Below are 18,553 nucleotides of genomic sequence, written 5' to 3'. Positions count from 1 at the left end.
ACGGCCGGAGTCGGGTTCAGCCCGGGCAGCGGCTGTCGCGGACCGGCGCGCCATTGCCGCGGGTCTGCCAGCTGCCGTCCGGCGCCTGATACTTCTCGCCCGGCTGGGTGCGGGCGATGGTCAGGCAGCCGGCGGTGAAGCTGTATTCCTCCATCGTGGCGCCTTCGGCCTGCGCGCGGCGGGCGAAGATCGCGCGACGCCGGATGTTGATGTCGTCCACCATCTTGCGCAGCGCGGCATCGCCGCCGCCGATCACCGCGAGGTAGCCGTCCGTCCGCTCACCCACGGTGCCCGCGGCGCGCGCAGCTTCGTACGCGGGATCGCGCTGCGCCGCTGCGGGGGCCGCGAATGCGAGCGCCACCAGCGCGGGAAGGGCAATTGCAAGGGAACGGATGGTGGTCATCAGAAGATCTCTTGGTTCTGTTCGATCGCGCTGCCGGCATCTTCGGCAAGGCGATAGATCACTTCCTGTTTGATGTTGATATTCAGCTCGATCACGATCGGCTCCTCCGGCGCGTTGACCGTGATGCAGCCGGCAAGCAGCATCGCGGACAGCGGGACCGGCCAGATCCGGTAGGCAAGATGCGGATGCCGGCAGGTCAATTCAAGCAGCGTCATGGCATGGGCTCACTTTCAGAAGGCTGAATATCCGCGCCGGGCCGTGCAGTGTCATCGACCGGCCGAGTAGCCGGGCCGAGCAGGCCCAGCGTGCGCGGGTCGCGGATGGCGGTGGGATCGTAGAGCGAGCGGACCGAGCCGATCAGCGCCAGGAAGGGCGCGCGGACATTCACAACGAACCGCAGCGGCAGGCTGGCAAGCTTGCGGGTAACGAAATTGCTGCTGGTGCCTTCGCCCTGGCTGATCCCGTCGAAGCTGACGCGCGTGATGATCTCCCCGGTCAGGCTGCCATCGAGCTGGATGCTCATCTGCTCGTAATTGAGCGAGCGCAGCGAATCGAACGCGAAGTTCGCGATCGGGGACAGGTCCTCGTAGGTCAGTTCGCCGATGTAGGAGACGTTGCCGCCGGGCGCGTTCGACATCAGCAGGCCGCTATCCACGCGACCATTGCCGTCCGCGTCGAAGACGATCGGCAGGGTGCCGTCGAACGTGCCGGTGGCCGACAGGTTCGACAGGCCGAAATTGGTGACAAAGCGGCCGGCATCGAGGCCGGTGATCTCGAACGTGTAGCGCCGCACCTCCGGCTTGCCGAAGGTGATGGCGGTGGGCTGCATCACCAGCGTGCCGCCGAAGAACGGCCAGCGCCCGCCCAGCACCTCCAGTGTCTCGCCGTTGCGGAGCTGATAGCGCACGACGCCGTCCGTCACCTCGATACCGGGATTCACGCTGGCGACGCGCAGCACCTGATCCGGCGCGGTGGTGAGGCCGAGGAGGTCGGAGAAGGCGATGGTGCCCGATGCGCCCGTCACCGGGCCAAAGGCGGCGGCAAGGTCGAGATCGTCGGTGGTAAAGGTGCCGCTGCTGCTGACGCCAGAGGCGTTCCAGTCGATCCGTCCGGCGCCCGTGACCGTCCCCGCCACGTCGGCCACCACGCCCAGCGCCAGCGGGGTCAGCGCCACCGGCTGCAGCTCCTTGTCGAAGGTGATGCCGTCCACCGCCAGGTCAGCCCGCCCGCTGCCGAATGTCAGATCGTGCGCGATGGCGACGCGGGTCACCGCCCGGTCACTGGCAGGTTCGCGTAGCAGCGCATCGGCAGTTATGCGGTTGTCCTGCAGGGTCAGGCCGGCATCGCGCGCCACCAGCGGGTTGAACCGGTCGACCGGCGCGCGATCCTCCAGCCGGAAGGCCGCCTCGCTCAATTGCAGGCGTCCGCCGGCATAGGTCCAGCGGCCCGCCGCATCACGGATGTCGAGCGGGACCGCATTGAGAAGCACATCCGTGCCCACGAAGGTGCCGGCAATCTCCTGCCCCAGTTGCGCGGTCAGGTCGGTCAGTACGAAGCGGGTCGCAGTCTCCGCCGGGCCGAGCGCCACGTTAACCGCGCGGGCGGTAAGCGTGCCGGGCCAGGCGAAGCCGACCGGGCCGGTGGCCAGCGTGATCGGCGTCTCGCCCAGTCGGCCGCTCAATTGCAGTTCCGGGGCCCCCGCCGCCAGTTGCAGCGCGCCGCCGGGCGGCAGGCGCAGGATGGCCCGACCGCGCGGCGGGCACAGGGTCAGTTGGCGACGATCGAGCGAGAGATTGGCATAGGCCAGCCGGTCGAAGCGGACGGGCGTGCAGCCGCGCCACAGGCTGAGCCCGGCGGTGCGCGACCAATCCCCGTCCAGCGGCAGCAGCAGGTTGCGCGCGCTGCCGCCGGGCAGTGGCCCGCTGGCCGCGAGCGCGCCGGTGAAGCTGAGCATGCCGCCCCGGCCCTGCGCCAGCCGCAGGCGCGGCACCGCCAGGCTTGAACCACCGAAGCGGTAGGGCGCCATGCTGGCCACCAGTTCCAACCGGCCGCCGGGTGCCTGCTCCAGCCGTCCGGTGATGCGCGGCAGGTCGCCGCCGGTCAGCAGATTGCCCGACCAGCGCAGCGGCCGGCCGCCGCCTGTCGCCAGTTGCGCGCGCGATACCCGCAGCAGCGTATCGCCGCTGCCGCCGCGTAGCCGGGCGGAGGGAACCAGCAGCGACAGGTTCGCCGATTCCCCTTCCTGCGGGGTGCGGCGGGCGATCAGCTGTGCCGAGAGGGAACTGCCACGCGCCTCCCGCGCCAGCACCGCCCGTAACCGGCCGAGCAGCGGATACAATAGCGTGCCGCGGGTGTTCGCCTGCACTCCGCCAAGCGTGCGGTCGATCGCCGGGCCGGAGGCGATCCCGGTGGCGGTGGCGTCCGCCTCCAGCTCCATGCGGGCAAGCCCGTCGCGGGTGCGCAGCGCACCTTCCAGCGTCAGCGCCGCGACCTGGACGCCGTCGGCGCGCAGCCGCTCCCCCGACAGGTCGAAGGCCGCCGTCAGCGCACGCCGCGCCCAGGTGAAGCGCAGGTCGGACCGGGTGCCGGCGAGTGTCACCTGCGGCAGGTTGGCGGCCCCGGTCTGCAAGCGGGCGCGGCCGCTGACGCCATCCAGCGCCTGCTCCGCCAGCAATTGTACGGGGGCGGTCACGTTCGCCAGCGCAATACCGGCTGCGGGGCAGGCGAGGCGATCCATGCGCAGCGGCCCGACGAGAGAGGGGCGGGCGTTGCGGATCTCCAGTCGGCCGTACAGTTCGGCGTTCGCCGCGGTACAGCCTTCCTGCTGCCAGCGGGGGGCGATCGCCGCCAGTTCCCCGCGCCAGCCGTCGCGCAGCCAGCCGCTGCCCGACAGGCTGAAGCCGATGCGCCCATCATCTCCCACCAGCAATGCGCCGCCATCCTCCAGCGCCACGTCGAGGTCGGGCAGGGTGAACGGCTCAGCGCTGTGCCCTTCGAACAGCAGCCGGTCCAACGTGCCGAAGCTGAGCCGGCCGTCGCGGTAGCTGCCATAAAGGCGCGGTCGCACGAGACGAACGGACTCCAGCACCGGAGTGCCGATGCGCGGACCGATACGCGCGACGATCCGCTCCACCGTCATGTCGGGGCGGGCCGGATCGCCGATGACCACGTTCGTGAGGATTTGCTCGGTCGGGCCGATCCGCTCGATATCGTAGGTCGCCTGGATGCGATTGTCGTTCAGCAGGTCGGTGATGATGTCGCCAGCGATCCGTTCGCGGTTCAGCCACACCACCAGCAGGCCCGCCACCAGCAGCACCAGCATGCCGATGGCGGCCCAGCAGCCGACGCGACGCGCCGGTGGCGCCGCAGGCGTTGGCTCGGAGGCAGCAGGCGAGGGTGCGGCGTCGTCGGCCATTGCGGTCCACTTGCAAGCAAGCCATGCCAAAGGCAATGCACGATCCGATGGCCGCGCCGCTTCTGCCCCTTGATGAGCCACCCGCGGCGCCGGTGCGTGCGGCTGACGGCGCGGCGGGCCATCGCGCGCGCCTGCGGCAACGGCTGCTGACCGGCGGACCGGACGCGCTGGCCGATTACGAGATCGTCGAGTTCCTGTTGTTCGGCGCCAATCCGCGCGGCGATACCAAGCCGCTGGCGAAGGACCTGCTGCGCCGGTTTGGCAGCCTGGCCGGCGTGCTGGACGCAGACCCGATCCTGTTGCGGCAGGTCAAGGGCATGGGGGAGGGCGCGATCGGCGCGCTGCGCATCGCGGCGGTGGCGGCGCGGCGCATGGCGCAGGGGCAGGCGCGCGCCCGCCCGGTGCTGGCCAACTGGCAGGCGCTGATCGACTATCTGTCCATCGACATGGCGCACCTGACGACGGAGCGGGTGCGCGTGCTGTACCTGGATTCGCGCAACGGCCTGATCGACGATCACAATTTCGGCAACGGCACGGTGGACGGTGCGGCCGTCTATGCGCGGGAAGTGGTGCTGAAGGGCGCCAATATCGGGGCTGCGGCGCTGATCCTGGTGCACAACCACCCCAGCGGCAATCCGGAGCCAAGCCGCGCCGATATCGAGCTGACGCACCAAATCGCCGACGTGGCGCACGCCATGGGCATCACCCTGCATGACCATGTAATCGTTGGACGGGGGCAGCATGTCTCATTGCGCGCGCGAGGATTGCTCGCAAGGTAAGGTATCGCACCTGTGGCGCGGTTGACGCGGGATTGAAGCCCGCCTAAGGGGTCGGCGCCCCTGGCGGGCAGGCCGTCTGTCATGCCCGTGCCCCAATGGAAGGGAACCGGACATGAACGATGACCAGTCCGCACGGGAACCTGTCGAGGGGGATGCGAGGATCGACGCGCTCGGTGCACGGCTGAAGGCCGCGCAGGAGCGCGAAGAGCAGCGCAACCGTCCGCGCGGTACCGGCGCCGACGCTTCCTACAAGCTGGGCAACCGGGTGCTGGCGGAACTGCTGGGCGGGATCCTGGGTGGTGCGGTGATTGGCTGGGTGATCGACCACTTCGCCGGGACCAAGCCCTGGGGTCTGTTGGTCATGCTGTCCCTGGGGATAGTGGTGGCCTTCAGGAACATCATCCGGATTTCGAGCCGGCGCCCGGACTGAACCCTGCAGGGGCAGGGTTTGGAAAAGGCGCCGACTGACTAAGCGACGCCGTGCTTTTTCCGGCGTCATCAAACGGGGACATGAGCGTGGCAGCCGAACCGGCCAAGGTCGATCCGATGCACCAGTTCACGATCGAGCCGCTGTTCGGCTCTGCTGACTGGCAGCTCGCAGGCTACAACATCGCCTTCACGAACAGTGCGCTGTGGATGGCCATCAGCGCCGTTGTGCTGTGGCTGTTCATGCTGGGCGGGATGAAGCGGTCGTTGGTGCCGGGGCGCTGGCAGATGGCGGTCGAAAGCTTCACCGGCTTCATCGACGACATGCTGGCAGCCAATATCGGCCCGGCCGGGCGCAAATACGTGCCCTACATCTTCACGCTGTTCATGTTCATCCTGTTCGCCAACATGCTGGGCCTGATGCCGCTGGGCATCGTGGGTGTGCATCCATTCACCTTCACCAGCCACTTCACCGTGACCGGCGTGCTGGCGGTGATGAGCTTCTCCATCGTGCTGATCGTCGGCTTCGCCAAGCACGGCCTGCACTTCTTCAGCCTGTTCCTGCCGCACGGCACGCCATGGTGGATGGCGCCGATCATCGCGCCGATCGAACTGATCTCCTTCATGGTGCGGCCGTTCAGCCTGGGTCTGCGACTGTTCGTGGCCATGATGGCCGGGCACGTGCTGCTGGAAGTGCTGTCGTCCTTCGTCATCAGCGGCGGCAATGCCGGCATTGGCTATGGCATCTTCATCGGGCTGCCCAGCCTGGCGCTGATGGTCGGCATCTGCGCGCTGGAGATCCTGGTGGCCGGCATTCAGGCCTATGTCTTCGCCCTTCTGACGTCGCTGTATATCAACGACGCTGAAAACCTTCACTGACCTGTTCAATCATCTGTTTCTTCAAAGGAGTTAATCATGGATCCTGAAGCCGCCAAGCTGCTCGGTGCAGGTTTCGCCGCGATCGGTGCTGGTCTCGCCTCCATCGGCGTGGGCAACGTGTTCGCCAAGTTCCTCGAAGGCGCGCTGCGCAACCCCGGCGCCGCCGACGCGCAGCAGGGCCGCCTGTTCATCGGCTTCGCCGGTGCGGAGCTGCTGGGCCTGCTCGCCTTCGTCATCGCCGCGCTGCTGATCTTCCAGTAAGCACGTGAATGTCCGTCGCCCACCCGGTGCCAGCAACGGCGCCGGGTGGCGGCTGACCCGATGACAGTTCACACCGGCTAGGCGACCCATGCCCCAGATCGAACAGCTCGCAGGCACCTATTCCAGCCAGATCTTCTGGCTGCTGGTGATCTTCGCCCTGGCATTCTTCATCATCGGCCGCGGCATGGTGCCCCGGGTCATGGACACCATGACCACGCGCGATGCCCGCATCGCCGACGACCTCGCCGCCGCGCAGGGCGCGCGTGACGAGGCGGATGCGCGGGAAGAGGCCTGGCGCACGCGGGAAACCGCCAATCGCGAGGCGGCACAGGCGCTGGTCAACGAAGCCCGTGACGGTGCCAAGCGCGCTGCCGAGCAGCGGCTCGCGGGCGTAAGGGCCACGCTCGACGCTCGCCTGAACGAGGCCGAACAGCGGATCGAAACCGCCCGGTCCGCCGCGGCGGCCGAGATCGAGCAGGTGGCGAGCGAGGCGACGCGGGACATCGTCGCGCGCGTGGCCGGCATCGATGTCGATGGCGGCGCGGCGCATGATGCCGTCAGGAAGGTTCTGGTCCATGGCTAACGCCCCCCACGTCTTCGCCACGAGCGAGGCCGATCCGGCGCTGCATGCGACCACGGCCGACGGTCATACCGTTCATGTCGAACCCGCTCTGCTCGGCCTAGCGCCGTTCCAGTGGGTGTCGATCGCCATGCTGATCCTGCTGCTGGTGGCGTTCTTCGGCGCCAAGGTGCACCGCAAGATTGCCGGCGGGCTGGACGGCCGCATCGCCGCGATCCGCACTCAGCTGGACGAGGCGAAGAAGCTGCGTGCCGAGGCCGAGACCCTGCGCGACGAATATGCCCGCCGCATCGCCGGCGCGGAGCAGGACGCGGCCAACATGCTGGCCAATGCGCGGCGCGAAGCCGACGCCATCGTGAGCCAGGCGGAGGATGACACCACCGCACTGATCGCAAGACGCGAGCAGATGGCCACGGACAAGATCGCCGCCGCCGAACGCGCCGCCGTGGAAGAACTTCGCAGCCATGCCGCCCGTGCGGCGACGCAGGCCAGCCGCGACCTGATTGCGCAGCGCCACGATGCCGGGGCCGACCGCCGGCTGGTGGACGAGGCGATCGCCGCTCTCTGATCCCAACCGGTTCTTTCGGAACCGTTCACCGCAACCAGACGCTCCCGTGCTGACACAATCAGCGCGGGAGTTTTTGCATGTCTGTCAGTGCCATCGCCATCAACTGCACCCTGAAGCCGAGCAGCGGGGAGGACAGCAGCACCGACCGGATGATCGGCGTGCTCGCCGACGCCTTCAAGCAGCACGATGTTGAAGTGGCGGAGGTGCTGCGCATCGCCGACTACAATGTGAAGCCAGGCGTCACGTCAGACGAAGGGGAGGGCGACGACTGGCCGGCCCTGCGGGTGAGAATCCTGGCGCATGACATCCTGATCTTCGGCGGTCCCATCTGGATGGGCCAGATCGGCTCGATCGCCAAGCGCGTGCTGGAGCGGATGGATGCCTTCCTGGACGAGACCGACGATGCGGGCCGCATGCCCAGCTATGGCAAGGTTGCGGTCGCGGCGATCGTCGGCAACGAGGACGGCGCGCATTGGAGCAGCGCACAATTGTTCCAGTCGCTCAACGACACCGGCTGGACGATCCCGGCGGTCGCCGCCTGCTACTGGGTGGGGGAGGCGATGGGCTCGACCAACTTCAAGGACTTGGACACGGTGCCCGACAAAGTGAGCAAGACCGCTTCCATGGTCGCCGGCAATGCCGCGCATCTTGCCAGCCTGCTCAAGGCAAAGCCTTACCCCGGTCAGTAGTGGTCCTTGGCGGCGCGCAGGGCAGCGAAGGTCGTCACCGGATCGCCGCCGCCCCACCGCGCCTGCATCGCTGGATCGCCCGCCCGCAGGAACGGGTTGGTCGCTAGCTCCCGGTCAAGCGGGAAGGGTATGGTCGGCTCCCCGCGGTCTCGCTTGCCGGTGATCTCGTCCGCATAGGTCTGCAGGGCCGCATTATTTGGATCGGCATGGAGCGCGAAGCGAGCGTTCGCGGCGCTGTATTCGTGCGCGCCGCAGATGATGGTCTGCGGGGGTAGGGCGGCGATCCGTTGCAGGCTGGCCCAGAACTGGTCCGGCGTCCCCTCGAACATGCGCCCGCAGCCAAGCGCGAACAGGCAGTCGCCGACGAAGGCAATACCGGCGGCAGGCAGGTGGTACGCGATGTGACCCAGCGTGTGCCCGCCCGCGGCGAACACCTCCGCGTGCCAGCCGCCCAGCATCACCGTGTCGCCGGGCTCCACCGCGCGATCCACGCCGTGGATCTTCGCCGCCTCCGCGGCCGGGGCCACGATCGTGCAGCCGGTTGCGGCCTTCACCGCCGCGTTTCCCTGCGTGTGATCGGCATGCCAATGCGTGTTCCACACCTGCGTGATGCGCCAGCCGCGCGCCTCCGCTTGTGTCAGGCACTCCGCGCCGTCGGGCGTGTCGACACAGGCGGTTTCGCCGCTCGCCGGATCGTGCAGCAGGAAGCCGTAATTGTCGGAGAGGGCGGGGAAGGTGTGGAGTTGTAGGGTCATGCCCGACAGCTAGGCACATGCGCCCCAAACGGAAAGGCCCGCCCGCTCGGGTAGAGCGGACGGGCCTTCCGGTTCAGCTATGCCGACAGGCTTACTGGCGCTTCAGCGCCTCGCCCAGGATGTCGCCCAGCGACGCGCCCGAATCGGACGAACCGTACTGCTCGACCGCCTGCTTCTCTTCGGCGATCTGGCGCGCCTTGACGGAGAAGTTGGGCTTCTTCGACCGGTCGAAGCCGATCACCATGGCATCCAGCTTCTGACCGACCTGGAAGCGGTCCGGGCGCTGCTCGTCGCGATCGCGGCCAAGGTCCGAACGCTTGATGAAGCCGGTGGCCCCATCCTCGCCCGCCTGGACCTCAAGCCCGCCGTCGCGCACTTCCAGCACGGTGACGGTGACGACCTCGTTGCGGCGCAGGCTGCCACCCGAAGCGGTGCCGCCGGCCGCCGGCGCGCCCTTCTCGAGCTGCTTCATGCCGAGGCTGATGCGCTCCTTCTCGACATCGACGTCCAGCACCACGGCCTGGACCGTCTCGCCCTTGCGGTGCAGCGCCAGCGCGTCCTCGCCCGAGATGCCCCAGGCGATGTCGGACATGTGGACCATGCCGTCCACGTCGCCCGGCAGGCCGATGAACAGGCCGAACTCGGTCGCGTTCTTGACTTCGCCTTCCACGATCGAGCCGACCGGGTGCGCATCGAAGAACTCGTCCCACGGATTGCGCTGCGCCTGCTTCAGGCCCAGGCTGATCCGGCGCTTGTCGCTGTCGACCTCCAGCACCATGACGTCCACTTCCTGGGAGGTGGAGACGATCTTGCCAGGGTGCACGTTCTTCTTGGTCCAGCTCATCTCGCTGACGTGGACCAAGCCCTCGATCCCGGCTTCCAGCTCCACGAAGGCGCCGTATTCGGTGATGTTGGTGACCGTGCCGGTGGTCTTCAGGCCAACCGGGTACTTGGCGGCGACGCCTTCCCACGGATCGCTTTCCAGCTGCTTCATGCCGAGGCTGATGCGCTGCGTGTCGGCATTGATGCGGATGATCTGCACGGTGACGGTGTCACCGATGTTGATCACCTCGCTCGGGTGATTGACGCGCTTGTAGCTCATGTCGGTGACATGCAGCAGGCCGTCGATGCCGCCCAGGTCCACGAAGGCGCCGTAATCGGTGATGTTCTTCACCACGCCCTCGATCACCTGACCCTCGGCCAGACGGTCGATCAGTTCGCTGCGCTGTTCCGCACGGGTTTCTTCCAGCACGGCGCGGCGCGACACGACGATGTTGCCGCGGCGGCGATCCATCTTCAGGATCTGGAACGGCTGCGGCACGTCCATCAGCGGGGTGACATCGCGCACCGGGCGGATGTCGACCTGCGAACCGGGCAGGAACGCCACGGCGCCGTCCAGGTCGACGGTGAAACCGCCCTTGACGCGGCCGAAGATGCGGCCCTCGACGCGCTTGCCTTCGCCGAACTCGCTTTCCAGCTTGTCCCACGCGGCCTCACGGCGGGCGCGGTCGCGGCTGAGCATGGCTTCGCCATCGGCGTTCTCGACGCGGTCGACATAGACCTCGACCTCGGAACCGACGGTCAGGCCGTGGTCGTCCTCGCCACGCATGAATTCACGCAGGGAAATGCGGCCTTCGCTCTTCAGGCCGACGTCGATGACGGCCATGCCGTTCTCGATCGCGGTGACGGTGCCGTGGACGACGCGGCCTTCGAAGCCGCCGTCGGCGCCGCCGAGCTGTTCATCAAGCATTGCCGCGAAATCGTCGCGGCTGGGGGTGGCGGTAGATGCCATAAAGGAGTGGTATCCTGTCGTTTACGTTTTTTCCGGCCAGGCGGTTGTCTCCGCCGGTCTTGGATGGCCGATACGTCCCGACGGCCGGATGCCGGCGGGACATCGTCAGGGATGATGGCGGCTGGCGATCAGGCGGGCGGGGTCGGGTAAAGCGATGCCCGGTGCGGGAAGCCGGCTGGCTCTTTCCGCGGCGGGCGACCGGATTGACCTGAACAGGCCGTCTGCCGCGGCCCCGCTTCGCCGGACCGGGCAGCATTACCCCGTCGGACGCGCGGGCACATAGGCGATGCGCGCGGGCAAGGCAAGCGTAACAAGGGTGTTTGTAGGGGGGATTGCCACTGGTCGGGACGAGAGGATTCGAACCTCCGACCCCCACACCCCCAGTGTGATGCGCTACCAGGCTGCGCTACGTCCCGAGACCAGTGGAAGCGGGCCTATAGGCGCGGGTTTCAGGTGTGGCAACCCGGTGTGAGTGGGCGCGATGCGGGTGGCGCAGATGGCTGGAGAGCGGACACTGCTTTTTAGCCGGGGTACCTTGATCCTCCCCATCGCAGATGGGGAGGGCGACCGTCCGCAGGGTGGTGGAAGGGTATGGCACGGCGCACGACAGTCCTGGCGATCCGCGCTGACTTGACCAGCAATGCCGACCGGACAGCCATATTGGGCCGAGTGACTTAGCGGTTTGGCCGACTTCACATACTGGTCAACAGTGCCGGTCGCCTCGTGGAACGCGATTTCACCCGCAGTGGTGATGCGGCGTTCGGCTTCGGGGAGGAAGTGGCGCTGAACCTCACAGCGCTGCCGAAGCGCGATGGCAAACGTGAGGCCATTGATACCACCTTCCGCAAAGAGTAGTTCGCCACTCTTCATTACGTATTGGTTGAAGAGAGCGCAGACCGTTAGAAGCGATCGAGGTCGTTGGCGATGGTCACCGGACCCTGATAAAGGTCGCCGATCTCGCCTTGATAGGTCTTCAATCGCTCCGCATCGCTGGTGCCGCCGGCGAAGTGCGTGACAACCACTGACTTGACGTTCGCCCGGCCGGCCATCGCCCCGACTTCCGATGGCGTTAGGTGATGCGTGGAAAGGTGCTGCACCATGCCCCGCTTCACCACTTCGGGCATGTTCGGAGAGTTTCGCGCAACGTTGGCCAGCGTTGCGTCGAGGTCGATCATCTCGCTGACCAGGATATCCGATCCGGCAGCAAGCCTTTCAACAGCCGGACTCGGTCCGGTGTCACCAGTGTAGGTGATCGATCGGTCGGGCGTGTCGAACCTCAGGGAAAGCGACTGGAAAGCCTGGTCCTCGGCACTGCCCGGTTCGAAATCGTAGTGAGTGTTCTTGACCGCTCGCACACGCATGTCGTCGACCTGTATGTCGCCGCCGTCGTGCAGTTCGACGACACGCACGGTCGTCTCCGGCGGTGCCCAGGGCTGGCCAGGAATACCGTAGCCAGCCGCCGCGGACGGGCGCATGGATTCGACAATGCCGTTGACCAGCTCCTGTGTTCCGACAGGGCCATAGACTGTCAGCACCTCGCGGACGTTGGTCTGGTTCCGCAGGCCCAGTACAGCCGCCAGTCCGCCAGTATGGTCGACATGCAGGTGGCTGATGAAGACCGCCTTGACGGTTGGCAGGCCGATATTAGCCTTGGAAAGCTGCTGGACCGCCCCGTCACCCGCATCGATCAGATAGGCGCGCTGACCCCGAAGCAGAACGTTCGCCGGCTGGGATCGGTGGCCGTCCGAGACGGGACCACCCATCGTTCCCAGAGTGATGAAAGACGGCTCCGCTGTCGGCGCTTGCCCCGACACGCCATTTGGAAGCACGGCCGTGAGCAGCAGCGACATCGCGAGGAATGTGGGCTTCATCGATTTATCCATGATCTTAGAAGTTGTAGCCAAGGCGAACGCCGTATGTCCGCGGTGGACGCAGGGTGGCGACCGGGAAGTTGAGCACGGGGCGCGACCCGGCGCGTGCGATTACCTCTTCGTCCTCGATGTTGTTCACGAAACCGGTCACACTCCAGCGCCTGCCCGGTCCTTCCAGGGTGACAAATGCATCCGACATCATGAAGCTGCCCTGCTTCTCGTCTTCCCGAAAGTTCGAGTTGGTGAACCGGCTGGTTTCGATATTGGACCGAACGCCCGCCACTAGATTGAGATCATTGGAGATCTCGAAGGTGTGTTCGTACCCGATGTTGAACGCCCATTCCGGCGAGTTGACCGTCGGCTTGCCCGAACAATCGACGTCGTAGAAACGGGCGGCATTGACACCCGGATTTGCCGGTCGATTGCCCAATACCGTGCAGCCGGTGGGCACCGGCGACCCGGTCGGCGAGAAGTTGGCCGTGATCAGGCTCTCATACTCGCCCTTCAGGTACTGGATGTTAAGACTGAAGAGATCGTTGCGAGTCGGTGCGAAGCGAGCCTCTACCTCGGTACCGTAGATCTTGGACGAGCCGGCATTCGTCGTCAGCGATCCCTGGGCGAACAGGCCGTTCCCGGCCCGGATGCCGCCGACAAAGGTGATCTGCTGATCCTTGTAGTCCCAGTAGAAGGCCTCGAAGTTCAGCTGCAGCTTGTTGTCGAAGAACCGATTTTTCGAACCGATCGTGTAGGCGGTCAGCGTTTCAGGCGCGAAGGTGTTCGCTGGGGGCGCTGCGACGAAGAAACCGCCGGATTTGAAGCCGGTCGCCACATTGGCATAGACGAGCGATGCCGGGCCGGCATCGTACTCCACCCCGACCTTCCACGTGAACTTCTCGAAGCTGAGATCGCCTTCGAAGGGCGCGCCGAGCGGTGGGTCGACAACGCCCGGAAGGCCGCCAGATACCGACGCTGTCTGCTGGCTCTTGTCCTCTCGCGTGTATCGGCCCCCCGCGATCATGCGGAAGGAGGCTGCCAGATCGTAGGTCAGCTGTCCGAAGGCAGCGATACTGTCCGTTTCCAATCGGGGTGCGAACCGCGTCGTCGAAAGCCGGCCCTGGCGGAAGTAGTTCTCGGCCGTCTGGTCTTCGGAAAAGATGAACGCGCCCACAACATAGCGCAACACGTTGTCGCCGTTCGAGGCGAGGCGTACTTCACCCGACAATTGCTCGGCACTGTCGGTCACATCGCCCTGGAAGCCGGGCACATAGGTGCGATAGCGCGCATCGGACTTGCGCCAGGCGGTAATGACGCTCAACGTCGCAAAACCCAGGTCGCTATCGATTTGCGCGCTAACGCCATAGAACTTGTTGTCGAGGAAGCCGTCGCTGCCGGCGTTGGCGATGCAGCCGCTGGCAACGAAACCGCCGACGCAGAAGGGCGGAGCCGGCAGCGTCGCCGCATAGGCCGTGATCGCCGCCACGGTGCGCGGGTCCGACACGCTGACGCGATCTTCCAGTGGCGGAACCTCGAACAGGGCGTTGGGCAGCAACACCGCACCTGCGCCCTTGCCGTGCTGATTGTAGTAATCCGCCACGATCGTTGCCGAGAAGCGGCTCGAAGGCTCGAAGAGCAGCGAGGCGCGCAACGCCTCACCCCGATCGTCGTCGTAACCATCGGAAATATAGCCGTCGCGATCGATGACTTGCCCCGCAGCACGCAAGGCGACATTGTCGCCGAAGGGCATGTTCAGCGCGGCAACGGCCTTCTTGCTGTCGAAATTGCCATATTCGAACAAAGCCTCGCCCGAGAACTCGCCCAGTCGTGGCCTCTTTGGCAGGACGTTGATGGCTCCACCCGTGGCGTTGCGGCCGTACAGTGTGCCCTGCGGACCCTTGACGACCTCCACACGCTCAAGATCGTAGAACGCTCCCGCGGGGGCGGTGGGACGGCTGACGTATACGCCATTGAAATTGAAGGCGATGGCGTTCTCGGAGAAGGAGTTTTGCGAATTGGTTCCGACTCCGCGCAGGAAGAAGCTGGTCGTGCCGCCCGTCGGCTGAACGACCAGGGCTGGCACCAGCTTGCCCAGGCTCGTGGTTTCGGTGATGCCGGAATTCACCAGCGCATCACCCGTTACGGCCGTTACCGCGATAGCCGCGCGTTGCAGGCTCTCCTCGCGTCGCTGTGCCGTGACCACGATTTCCTGGAGGCCCTCGGTCGGTTGCTCCGAAACCGGCTGGTCGGAACTCGACTGGGTATCCTGCGCAATCGCAGGTGCAGTGGCGACGGCCGCAATGGCGCCCGCCACCAACAGGTGGTGCTTCATACCTCATCCCACTTTTGTTTTTATTGGGTCAGCGGATGACATCCTCGGGGCGATCAGTAAAATGCATTATCTTTATCGGTTTGCATAAATGAAACTGATTGATGGGGCTAACTCGGTTCGAGCGCCGATGACGCATCATCATGCAATACAAGGTGATGCGGCCTCGTTTGGCTACGCACTCGACGGTCCAGCGCAGCGCGGGCAGATTGCGCTAGGGGCGCATTGCAGGCGGAAGGCCGGCAGCGTGACACCACTCGATCAACGCCGTGACCTGATCAAGTGTTCGGGTGCGCCATTAGAACGCTGTCGAGTCCGAGATCTTGTGTAACGTGGAGATGAGCCATTTGAGCCCGGCATCGGTTTTCCGGGTTCCGTGATACTGGATCTTCTCCACCAAAGCGGGCATCGCTATCGGAAGCGGCTGGATGGTCAGGGGCAGATAGCGCGACGATGCGAGCGCAAACCGCCTTTGCAGAACTGCGATGCGCTGTGTCTCGACAATCATCCATGGAACTGACGAGAAGTTGGAAGCGGTCGCCTCGACACGCCGCCGATCACGCCAGGGTAACATCTGCGATTCGGCGAACGACATGTCTCGACCGAAGCCGATACGCACGGCCAGGTGACCAAGGTCGAAGAAAGTCTGCTCGTCGAGGGGCTCTTGCATCCTCGAATTGCCTGACCATCCGACCGCGACATGCTCCTCCTCGAACAGCAGCTCCGAAGGGGCAAGCGGCGATAGGTATGGCTCAGGCCCGATGACAAGGTCGAGTTCGCCTCGCTCCAGCATGGCGAAGACCTCACGGCCTGTCGGGAATACCTCGATCGCCAGCCGGGGAGCGATCTGCTCGATCTCGCGCAAGAGCGGCGAGACAAGCACAGCCACGATGTAATCCGACGCGCCGATCCTGAAGCGGCGCTGAGAGGAAGCGGGATCGAAGCCGGAGGACGTGCCGACGAGCAGTTCGGCATCGTGCAACAATTGCCTGACCAGCGGCCGCAAATCCTCAGCCAGGGCAGTGGGTATCATCCGCTTGCCGACAACCGTCATCAGCGGGTCGCCAAAGAACTCGCGCAGCCGCGCCAGCGCTGCGCTGGCAGCCGGCTGACTGAGGTTAAGCCGTTCGGCCGTGCGCGAGACATTGCGCTCCTCCAGTAATACGCTGAGCAGCAGCAGCAGGTTCAGGTCGAGACCTTTGAAGCGCATAGATCCTTTGCCTGCCTCTCATCCACCAAGCCTCAACGCTGGTGCGTGGGTCGGAGCGCCCACAGTCAGCAAGGCGCCGCACGACAACAATTATCACCAAATTGGATTGATATCTATTGTATCAAACAATTTTCGGCATGCCTGCCTTGCTGCTAACTCACCATCGGAGCCAACAAGGCCGATTGTTTGGGAGAACACATGCGCACCCTTCATTTGTTGCTGGCGTCAGCAATGGTCGTGTCAACGCCGGCGATGGCGCAGGTCGGCACGGTTCTTCCCGCACCGCCCGTCCCGCCGAGCGATCTCGACACGCCGGCCGAAGCCGATCTGGGCACGCAGGATAATGCGCAGCAGGCGGATGATGTCGGCCTGGGCGAAATTGTGGTGACAGCCCAGAAGCGCGAGCAGCGCCTGCGCGACGTACCGGTCGCCGTAACCGCGCTGACGGCAGAGGCGCTGGTCAATCGCGGAATTTCCGATGTCGCGTCAGTGACGCGCGCCGTTCCCAGCCTGACGCTGACCCAGGGTCAGAACCCGGTGAACAACAGCATCAACATCCGCGGGATCGGGACCAGCGCGTTCAGCACCGGTGTGGAGCCGGCGGTGGCGGTGATCTTGGACGATGTCGCGCTGCTGCAGCAGGCGCAGGCCTTCTCCGGCCTGGCCGATATCGCGCGCCTGGAAGTGCTGCGCGGCCCGCAGGGCACGCTGTTCGGAAAGGGCGCGTCGGCCGGTGTCGTCAACATCGCCACACAGGCGCCCGGTTCCGAACTGACCGTGTCGATCGGCGGACAATGGTCGCAAGAGGACTACCGCGTCGAAACCGCGATGGGCGGACCGGTCAACGATTGGCTGGGCGTGCGCGCGAACGGCTTCTACGTCAATCGCGACGGCTACCTCACCAACCTGTCGGACAATTCCAAGCAGGGCAATGAGGAGGCGTATGGCGCTCGCCTGCGCGCCGACATCACGCCCACCGATCGTTTGAACGTGTCACTGACGGCAAGCTACTCGCGCAACAAGAACGACATCACGCGCACCTTCCGTTACGTGGCGCCGAACCTGCGCATCTTCGCCGTGCAGCCGTTCTTCCCCGGCAACCTGGTCGCGCCCGGTATCGTGGGCGTGACCCCCGGGCCAGAGAACCGCAATGTCCGCCTGAATGCCGACTCGCTGTCGGACAGCCGGCAGCAGATGTACACCGGGCGCATCACGCTCGACCTGGGTTTCGCGAACCTGATCAGCGTCACTGGCTACCAGGATTGGAAGCTGGACGTGCAGGAAGACGTCGACATGACGGACCTGCCGTCGATCGGCAACAATCCGGGCGGTGTCACGCAACCTTCGCAGTTCCATGCCCGCCAGTTCTCGCAGGAACTGCGCCTGGTGTCGCAGACGTCCGGCCCGCTCAGCTATGTGCTGGGCCTGTACTATTCGGACGGCGATACCGATCGCGCCTTCCGCCGCTTCGCCTTCGGTCCAGGTGCGCAGTTTTGGGACTCGCGCGCCGGCACCGAAAGTTACGCCGCATTTGGCCAAGCCACGTTCGACGTGACGCCGACGACGCACATCGATGGCGGCATCCGCTTCAACCGCGAGATCATCGACGTGGAGTTCACCGACCGACGCGCGAATGCGACGGCGGCGAGCTGCGGCACGACCTGCACCGGGCGCGCGAGCGACAACCAGGTGACGTACAAGATCGCGCTGCGGCAGGATGTGACGGATGACGTCATGGCCTACGCTTCCTACGCCACCGGCTACAAGGGGCAGGGTTTCGACGTGACCAGCGGCTTCAACCCCGCACGCGCCAACAACCCGGTGAAGCCGGAAACGTCCAAGGCATACGAGATCGGCCTGAAGGGCCAGTTCTTCGATAATTGGGTGCAGATGAACCTGGCAGGCTTCTGGACGGACTACGACAACTTCCAGACGCAGGTTGCCAACTTCGTAGGCGGTGTGCCGACCTTCAACCTTGCCAATGCGCCGCGCCTGCGCAGTCGGGGGATCGAGGGTGATATCTCGGTCCGTCCCTTCCGGCCGTTGCGCATCGATGCGTCGGCTTCCTATGTCGATGCGAAGATCCGGGAATTCGGAAATGCCGGCTGCTACCCCGGCCAGCCCTTTGTCGTGGGAAGCACGCCGACCGAACCGGGCGTCTGCGTGGGCGCCACGCCCGCGACGGGCACGCAGGATCTTGCCGGGGCACGGCTCGCCAACTCGCCGAAGTTCAAATACACCATTGCGGGCACTTACACGGTCGAACTGCCCGCGCTTCCCTTTGATGGCTTCCTCCAGGCGGACTGGACGCATCAAAGCTCCGTGAACTTCGATATCGGTGGCAATCCGCGGGCGCTGCAGGAGGGCTATGGGGTGCTGAACGGCTCGGTTGGGATCGAGTCCGACCAGTTCCGTCTAAGCTTCTTTGTCAACAATCTGCTGGACAAGGCTTATGTGACGAGCATCGGCGCCGCTGCCGGCTCGACGACCGATGCGGGCGTGAACAACACCAATCTGGGACTTATCCAGTTCGTGCCGCGCGATGCGCGCCGGTACGTGGGTGTCCGCGCTCGGCTCAACTACTGATCCGATTGGCAGGGGT

General features: G+C 65.5%; 17 protein-coding genes and 1 tRNA gene. 9 read left to right on the top strand and 9 right to left on the bottom strand.

Features of this window, described 5'->3' with window-relative positions; all coding sequences use genetic code 11:
* Positions 1 to 16 precede the first annotated feature (16 nt).
* The 3 genes from V5740_RS06450 to V5740_RS06440 are packed head-to-tail and all read right to left on the bottom strand — an operon-like array spanning position 17 to position 3,818.
* Entirely contained in the window at positions 17 to 403 is a 387-nt protein-coding gene (locus V5740_RS06450) for a YdbL family protein (RefSeq protein ID WP_347304244.1), read from the bottom strand.
* Entirely contained in the window at positions 403 to 618 is a 216-nt protein-coding gene (locus V5740_RS06445; RefSeq protein WP_347304243.1) for a YnbE family lipoprotein, read from the bottom strand. The genes V5740_RS06450 and V5740_RS06445 overlap by 1 nt, the downstream gene beginning before the upstream one ends.
* Positions 615 to 3,818, bottom strand: coding sequence for a YdbH domain-containing protein (locus V5740_RS06440; RefSeq protein WP_347304242.1), 3,204 nt, complete (start codon positions 3,816 to 3,818; stop codon positions 615 to 617). The genes V5740_RS06445 and V5740_RS06440 overlap by 4 nt, the downstream gene beginning before the upstream one ends.
* A gap of 47 nt (positions 3,819 to 3,865) precedes the next feature.
* Between V5740_RS06440 and radC the strand changes: the two genes are divergently transcribed.
* The 7 genes from radC (at position 3,866) to V5740_RS06405 (ending at position 8,000) form a co-directional block, all read left to right on the top strand.
* Positions 3,866 to 4,597: a DNA repair protein RadC gene (gene radC / locus V5740_RS06435; RefSeq protein ID WP_347304241.1), complete on the top strand. Its 732-nt coding sequence runs from the start codon at positions 3,866 to 3,868 to the stop codon at positions 4,595 to 4,597.
* A 112-nt stretch (positions 4,598 to 4,709) separates the two neighbouring features.
* On the top strand, positions 4,710 to 5,027 hold the full coding sequence (locus tag V5740_RS06430; RefSeq protein WP_347304240.1) for an AtpZ/AtpI family protein: 318 nt from the start codon (positions 4,710 to 4,712) through the stop codon (positions 5,025 to 5,027).
* Positions 5,028 to 5,107: 80 nt separating this feature from the next.
* The gene (locus tag V5740_RS06425; RefSeq protein ID WP_347304239.1) at positions 5,108 to 5,902 is read left to right on the top strand and encodes a F0F1 ATP synthase subunit A; all 795 of its coding nucleotides are present in this window, start codon (positions 5,108 to 5,110) and stop codon (positions 5,900 to 5,902) included.
* A gap of 36 nt (positions 5,903 to 5,938) precedes the next feature.
* Entirely contained in the window at positions 5,939 to 6,163 is a 225-nt protein-coding gene (locus V5740_RS06420; protein WP_347304238.1) for a F0F1 ATP synthase subunit C, read from the top strand.
* 88 nt (positions 6,164 to 6,251) lie between these two features.
* Positions 6,252 to 6,746: an ATPase gene (locus V5740_RS06415; protein WP_347304237.1), complete on the top strand. Its 495-nt coding sequence runs from the start codon at positions 6,252 to 6,254 to the stop codon at positions 6,744 to 6,746.
* Entirely contained in the window at positions 6,739 to 7,311 is a 573-nt protein-coding gene (locus V5740_RS06410; RefSeq protein WP_347304236.1) for a hypothetical protein, read from the top strand. Before V5740_RS06415 ends, V5740_RS06410 begins: the two co-directional genes overlap by 8 nt.
* 77 nt (positions 7,312 to 7,388) lie before the next feature.
* On the top strand, positions 7,389 to 8,000 hold the full coding sequence (locus V5740_RS06405) for an NAD(P)H-dependent oxidoreductase (RefSeq protein ID WP_347304235.1): 612 nt from the start codon (positions 7,389 to 7,391) through the stop codon (positions 7,998 to 8,000).
* Here the strand turns inward: V5740_RS06405 and gloB are convergent.
* The 3 genes from gloB to V5740_RS06390 form a co-directional block, all read right to left on the bottom strand.
* Positions 7,994 to 8,755 (bottom strand): hydroxyacylglutathione hydrolase, encoded by a 762-nt coding sequence (gene gloB / locus V5740_RS06400; protein WP_347304234.1) that lies wholly within the window; start codon positions 8,753 to 8,755, stop codon positions 7,994 to 7,996. The two genes, V5740_RS06405 and gloB, sit on opposite strands and share 7 nt — an antisense overlap.
* Before the next feature lie 91 nt (positions 8,756 to 8,846).
* Complete coding sequence (gene rpsA, locus V5740_RS06395) at positions 8,847 to 10,547, bottom strand: 30S ribosomal protein S1 (RefSeq protein ID WP_347304233.1); 1,701 nt, start codon at positions 10,545 to 10,547, stop codon at positions 8,847 to 8,849.
* Between the two features lie 339 nt (positions 10,548 to 10,886).
* A tRNA-Pro gene (locus V5740_RS06390) sits at positions 10,887 to 10,963 on the bottom strand.
* Positions 10,964 to 11,270: 307 nt separating this feature from the next.
* Here V5740_RS06390 and V5740_RS06385 point away from each other — a divergent pair.
* Positions 11,271 to 11,402: a hypothetical protein gene (locus V5740_RS06385; RefSeq protein WP_347304232.1), complete on the top strand. Its 132-nt coding sequence runs from the start codon at positions 11,271 to 11,273 to the stop codon at positions 11,400 to 11,402.
* 44 nt (positions 11,403 to 11,446) lie between these two features.
* On the opposite strand, the gene V5740_RS06380 is transcribed toward V5740_RS06385, so the two are convergent.
* The 3 genes from V5740_RS06380 to V5740_RS06370 all read right to left on the bottom strand — a co-directional run bounded on the left by V5740_RS06380 (position 11,447) and on the right by V5740_RS06370 (position 15,951).
* The gene (locus V5740_RS06380) at positions 11,447 to 12,430 is read right to left on the bottom strand and encodes an MBL fold metallo-hydrolase (protein ID WP_347304231.1); all 984 of its coding nucleotides are present in this window, start codon (positions 12,428 to 12,430) and stop codon (positions 11,447 to 11,449) included.
* A gap of 4 nt (positions 12,431 to 12,434) precedes the next feature.
* Positions 12,435 to 14,744 (bottom strand): TonB-dependent receptor, encoded by a 2,310-nt coding sequence (locus tag V5740_RS06375; RefSeq protein ID WP_347304230.1) that lies wholly within the window; start codon positions 14,742 to 14,744, stop codon positions 12,435 to 12,437.
* A 295-nt stretch (positions 14,745 to 15,039) separates the two neighbouring features.
* The gene (locus tag V5740_RS06370; protein ID WP_347304229.1) at positions 15,040 to 15,951 is read right to left on the bottom strand and encodes a LysR family transcriptional regulator; all 912 of its coding nucleotides are present in this window, start codon (positions 15,949 to 15,951) and stop codon (positions 15,040 to 15,042) included.
* A 231-nt stretch (positions 15,952 to 16,182) separates the two neighbouring features.
* On the opposite strand from V5740_RS06370, the gene V5740_RS06365 reads away from it, so the two are divergent.
* The gene (locus V5740_RS06365; protein ID WP_347304228.1) at positions 16,183 to 18,537 is read left to right on the top strand and encodes a TonB-dependent receptor; all 2,355 of its coding nucleotides are present in this window, start codon (positions 16,183 to 16,185) and stop codon (positions 18,535 to 18,537) included.
* Positions 18,538 to 18,553 lie beyond the last annotated feature (16 nt).

This window comes from Croceibacterium sp. TMG7-5b_MA50, from assembly GCF_039830145.1.
Classification (GTDB): domain Bacteria; phylum Pseudomonadota; class Alphaproteobacteria; order Sphingomonadales; family Sphingomonadaceae; genus Croceibacterium.
The sequence above is the reverse complement of the archived record's forward strand: the minus strand, read 5'-3'. Positions and strand labels throughout refer to the sequence as shown.

Excerpts from the sequence above, each read along its gene's own strand:
- V5740_RS06445 (WP_347304243.1), bottom strand. The coding sequence starts at position 618 with ATGACGCTGCTTGAATTGACCTGCCGGCATCCGCATCTTGCCTACCGG.
- rpsA (WP_347304233.1), bottom strand. The coding sequence starts at position 10,547 with ATGGCATCTACCGCCACCCCCAGCCGCGACGATTTCGCGGCAATGCTT.
- V5740_RS06375 (WP_347304230.1), bottom strand. The coding sequence starts at position 14,744 with ATGAAGCACCACCTGTTGGTGGCGGGCGCCATTGCGGCCGTCGCCACT.
- gloB (WP_347304234.1), bottom strand. The coding sequence starts at position 8,755 with ATGACCCTACAACTCCACACCTTCCCCGCCCTCTCCGACAATTACGGC.
- V5740_RS06415 (WP_347304237.1), top strand. The coding sequence starts at position 6,252 with ATGCCCCAGATCGAACAGCTCGCAGGCACCTATTCCAGCCAGATCTTC.
- V5740_RS06420 (WP_347304238.1), top strand. The coding sequence starts at position 5,939 with ATGGATCCTGAAGCCGCCAAGCTGCTCGGTGCAGGTTTCGCCGCGATC.
- V5740_RS06450 (WP_347304244.1), bottom strand. The coding sequence starts at position 403 with ATGACCACCATCCGTTCCCTTGCAATTGCCCTTCCCGCGCTGGTGGCG.
- V5740_RS06365 (WP_347304228.1), top strand. The coding sequence starts at position 16,183 with ATGGTCGTGTCAACGCCGGCGATGGCGCAGGTCGGCACGGTTCTTCCC.
- V5740_RS06370 (WP_347304229.1), bottom strand. The coding sequence starts at position 15,951 with ATGCGCTTCAAAGGTCTCGACCTGAACCTGCTGCTGCTGCTCAGCGTA.
- V5740_RS06440 (WP_347304242.1), bottom strand. The coding sequence starts at position 3,818 with ATGGCCGACGACGCCGCACCCTCGCCTGCTGCCTCCGAGCCAACGCCT.
- radC (WP_347304241.1), top strand. The coding sequence starts at position 3,866 with ATGGCCGCGCCGCTTCTGCCCCTTGATGAGCCACCCGCGGCGCCGGTG.
- V5740_RS06380 (WP_347304231.1), bottom strand. The coding sequence starts at position 12,430 with ATGGATAAATCGATGAAGCCCACATTCCTCGCGATGTCGCTGCTGCTC.
- V5740_RS06430 (WP_347304240.1), top strand. The coding sequence starts at position 4,710 with ATGAACGATGACCAGTCCGCACGGGAACCTGTCGAGGGGGATGCGAGG.
- V5740_RS06405 (WP_347304235.1), top strand. The coding sequence starts at position 7,389 with ATGTCTGTCAGTGCCATCGCCATCAACTGCACCCTGAAGCCGAGCAGC.
- V5740_RS06425 (WP_347304239.1), top strand. The coding sequence starts at position 5,108 with ATGAGCGTGGCAGCCGAACCGGCCAAGGTCGATCCGATGCACCAGTTC.
- V5740_RS06410 (WP_347304236.1), top strand. The coding sequence starts at position 6,739 with ATGGCTAACGCCCCCCACGTCTTCGCCACGAGCGAGGCCGATCCGGCG.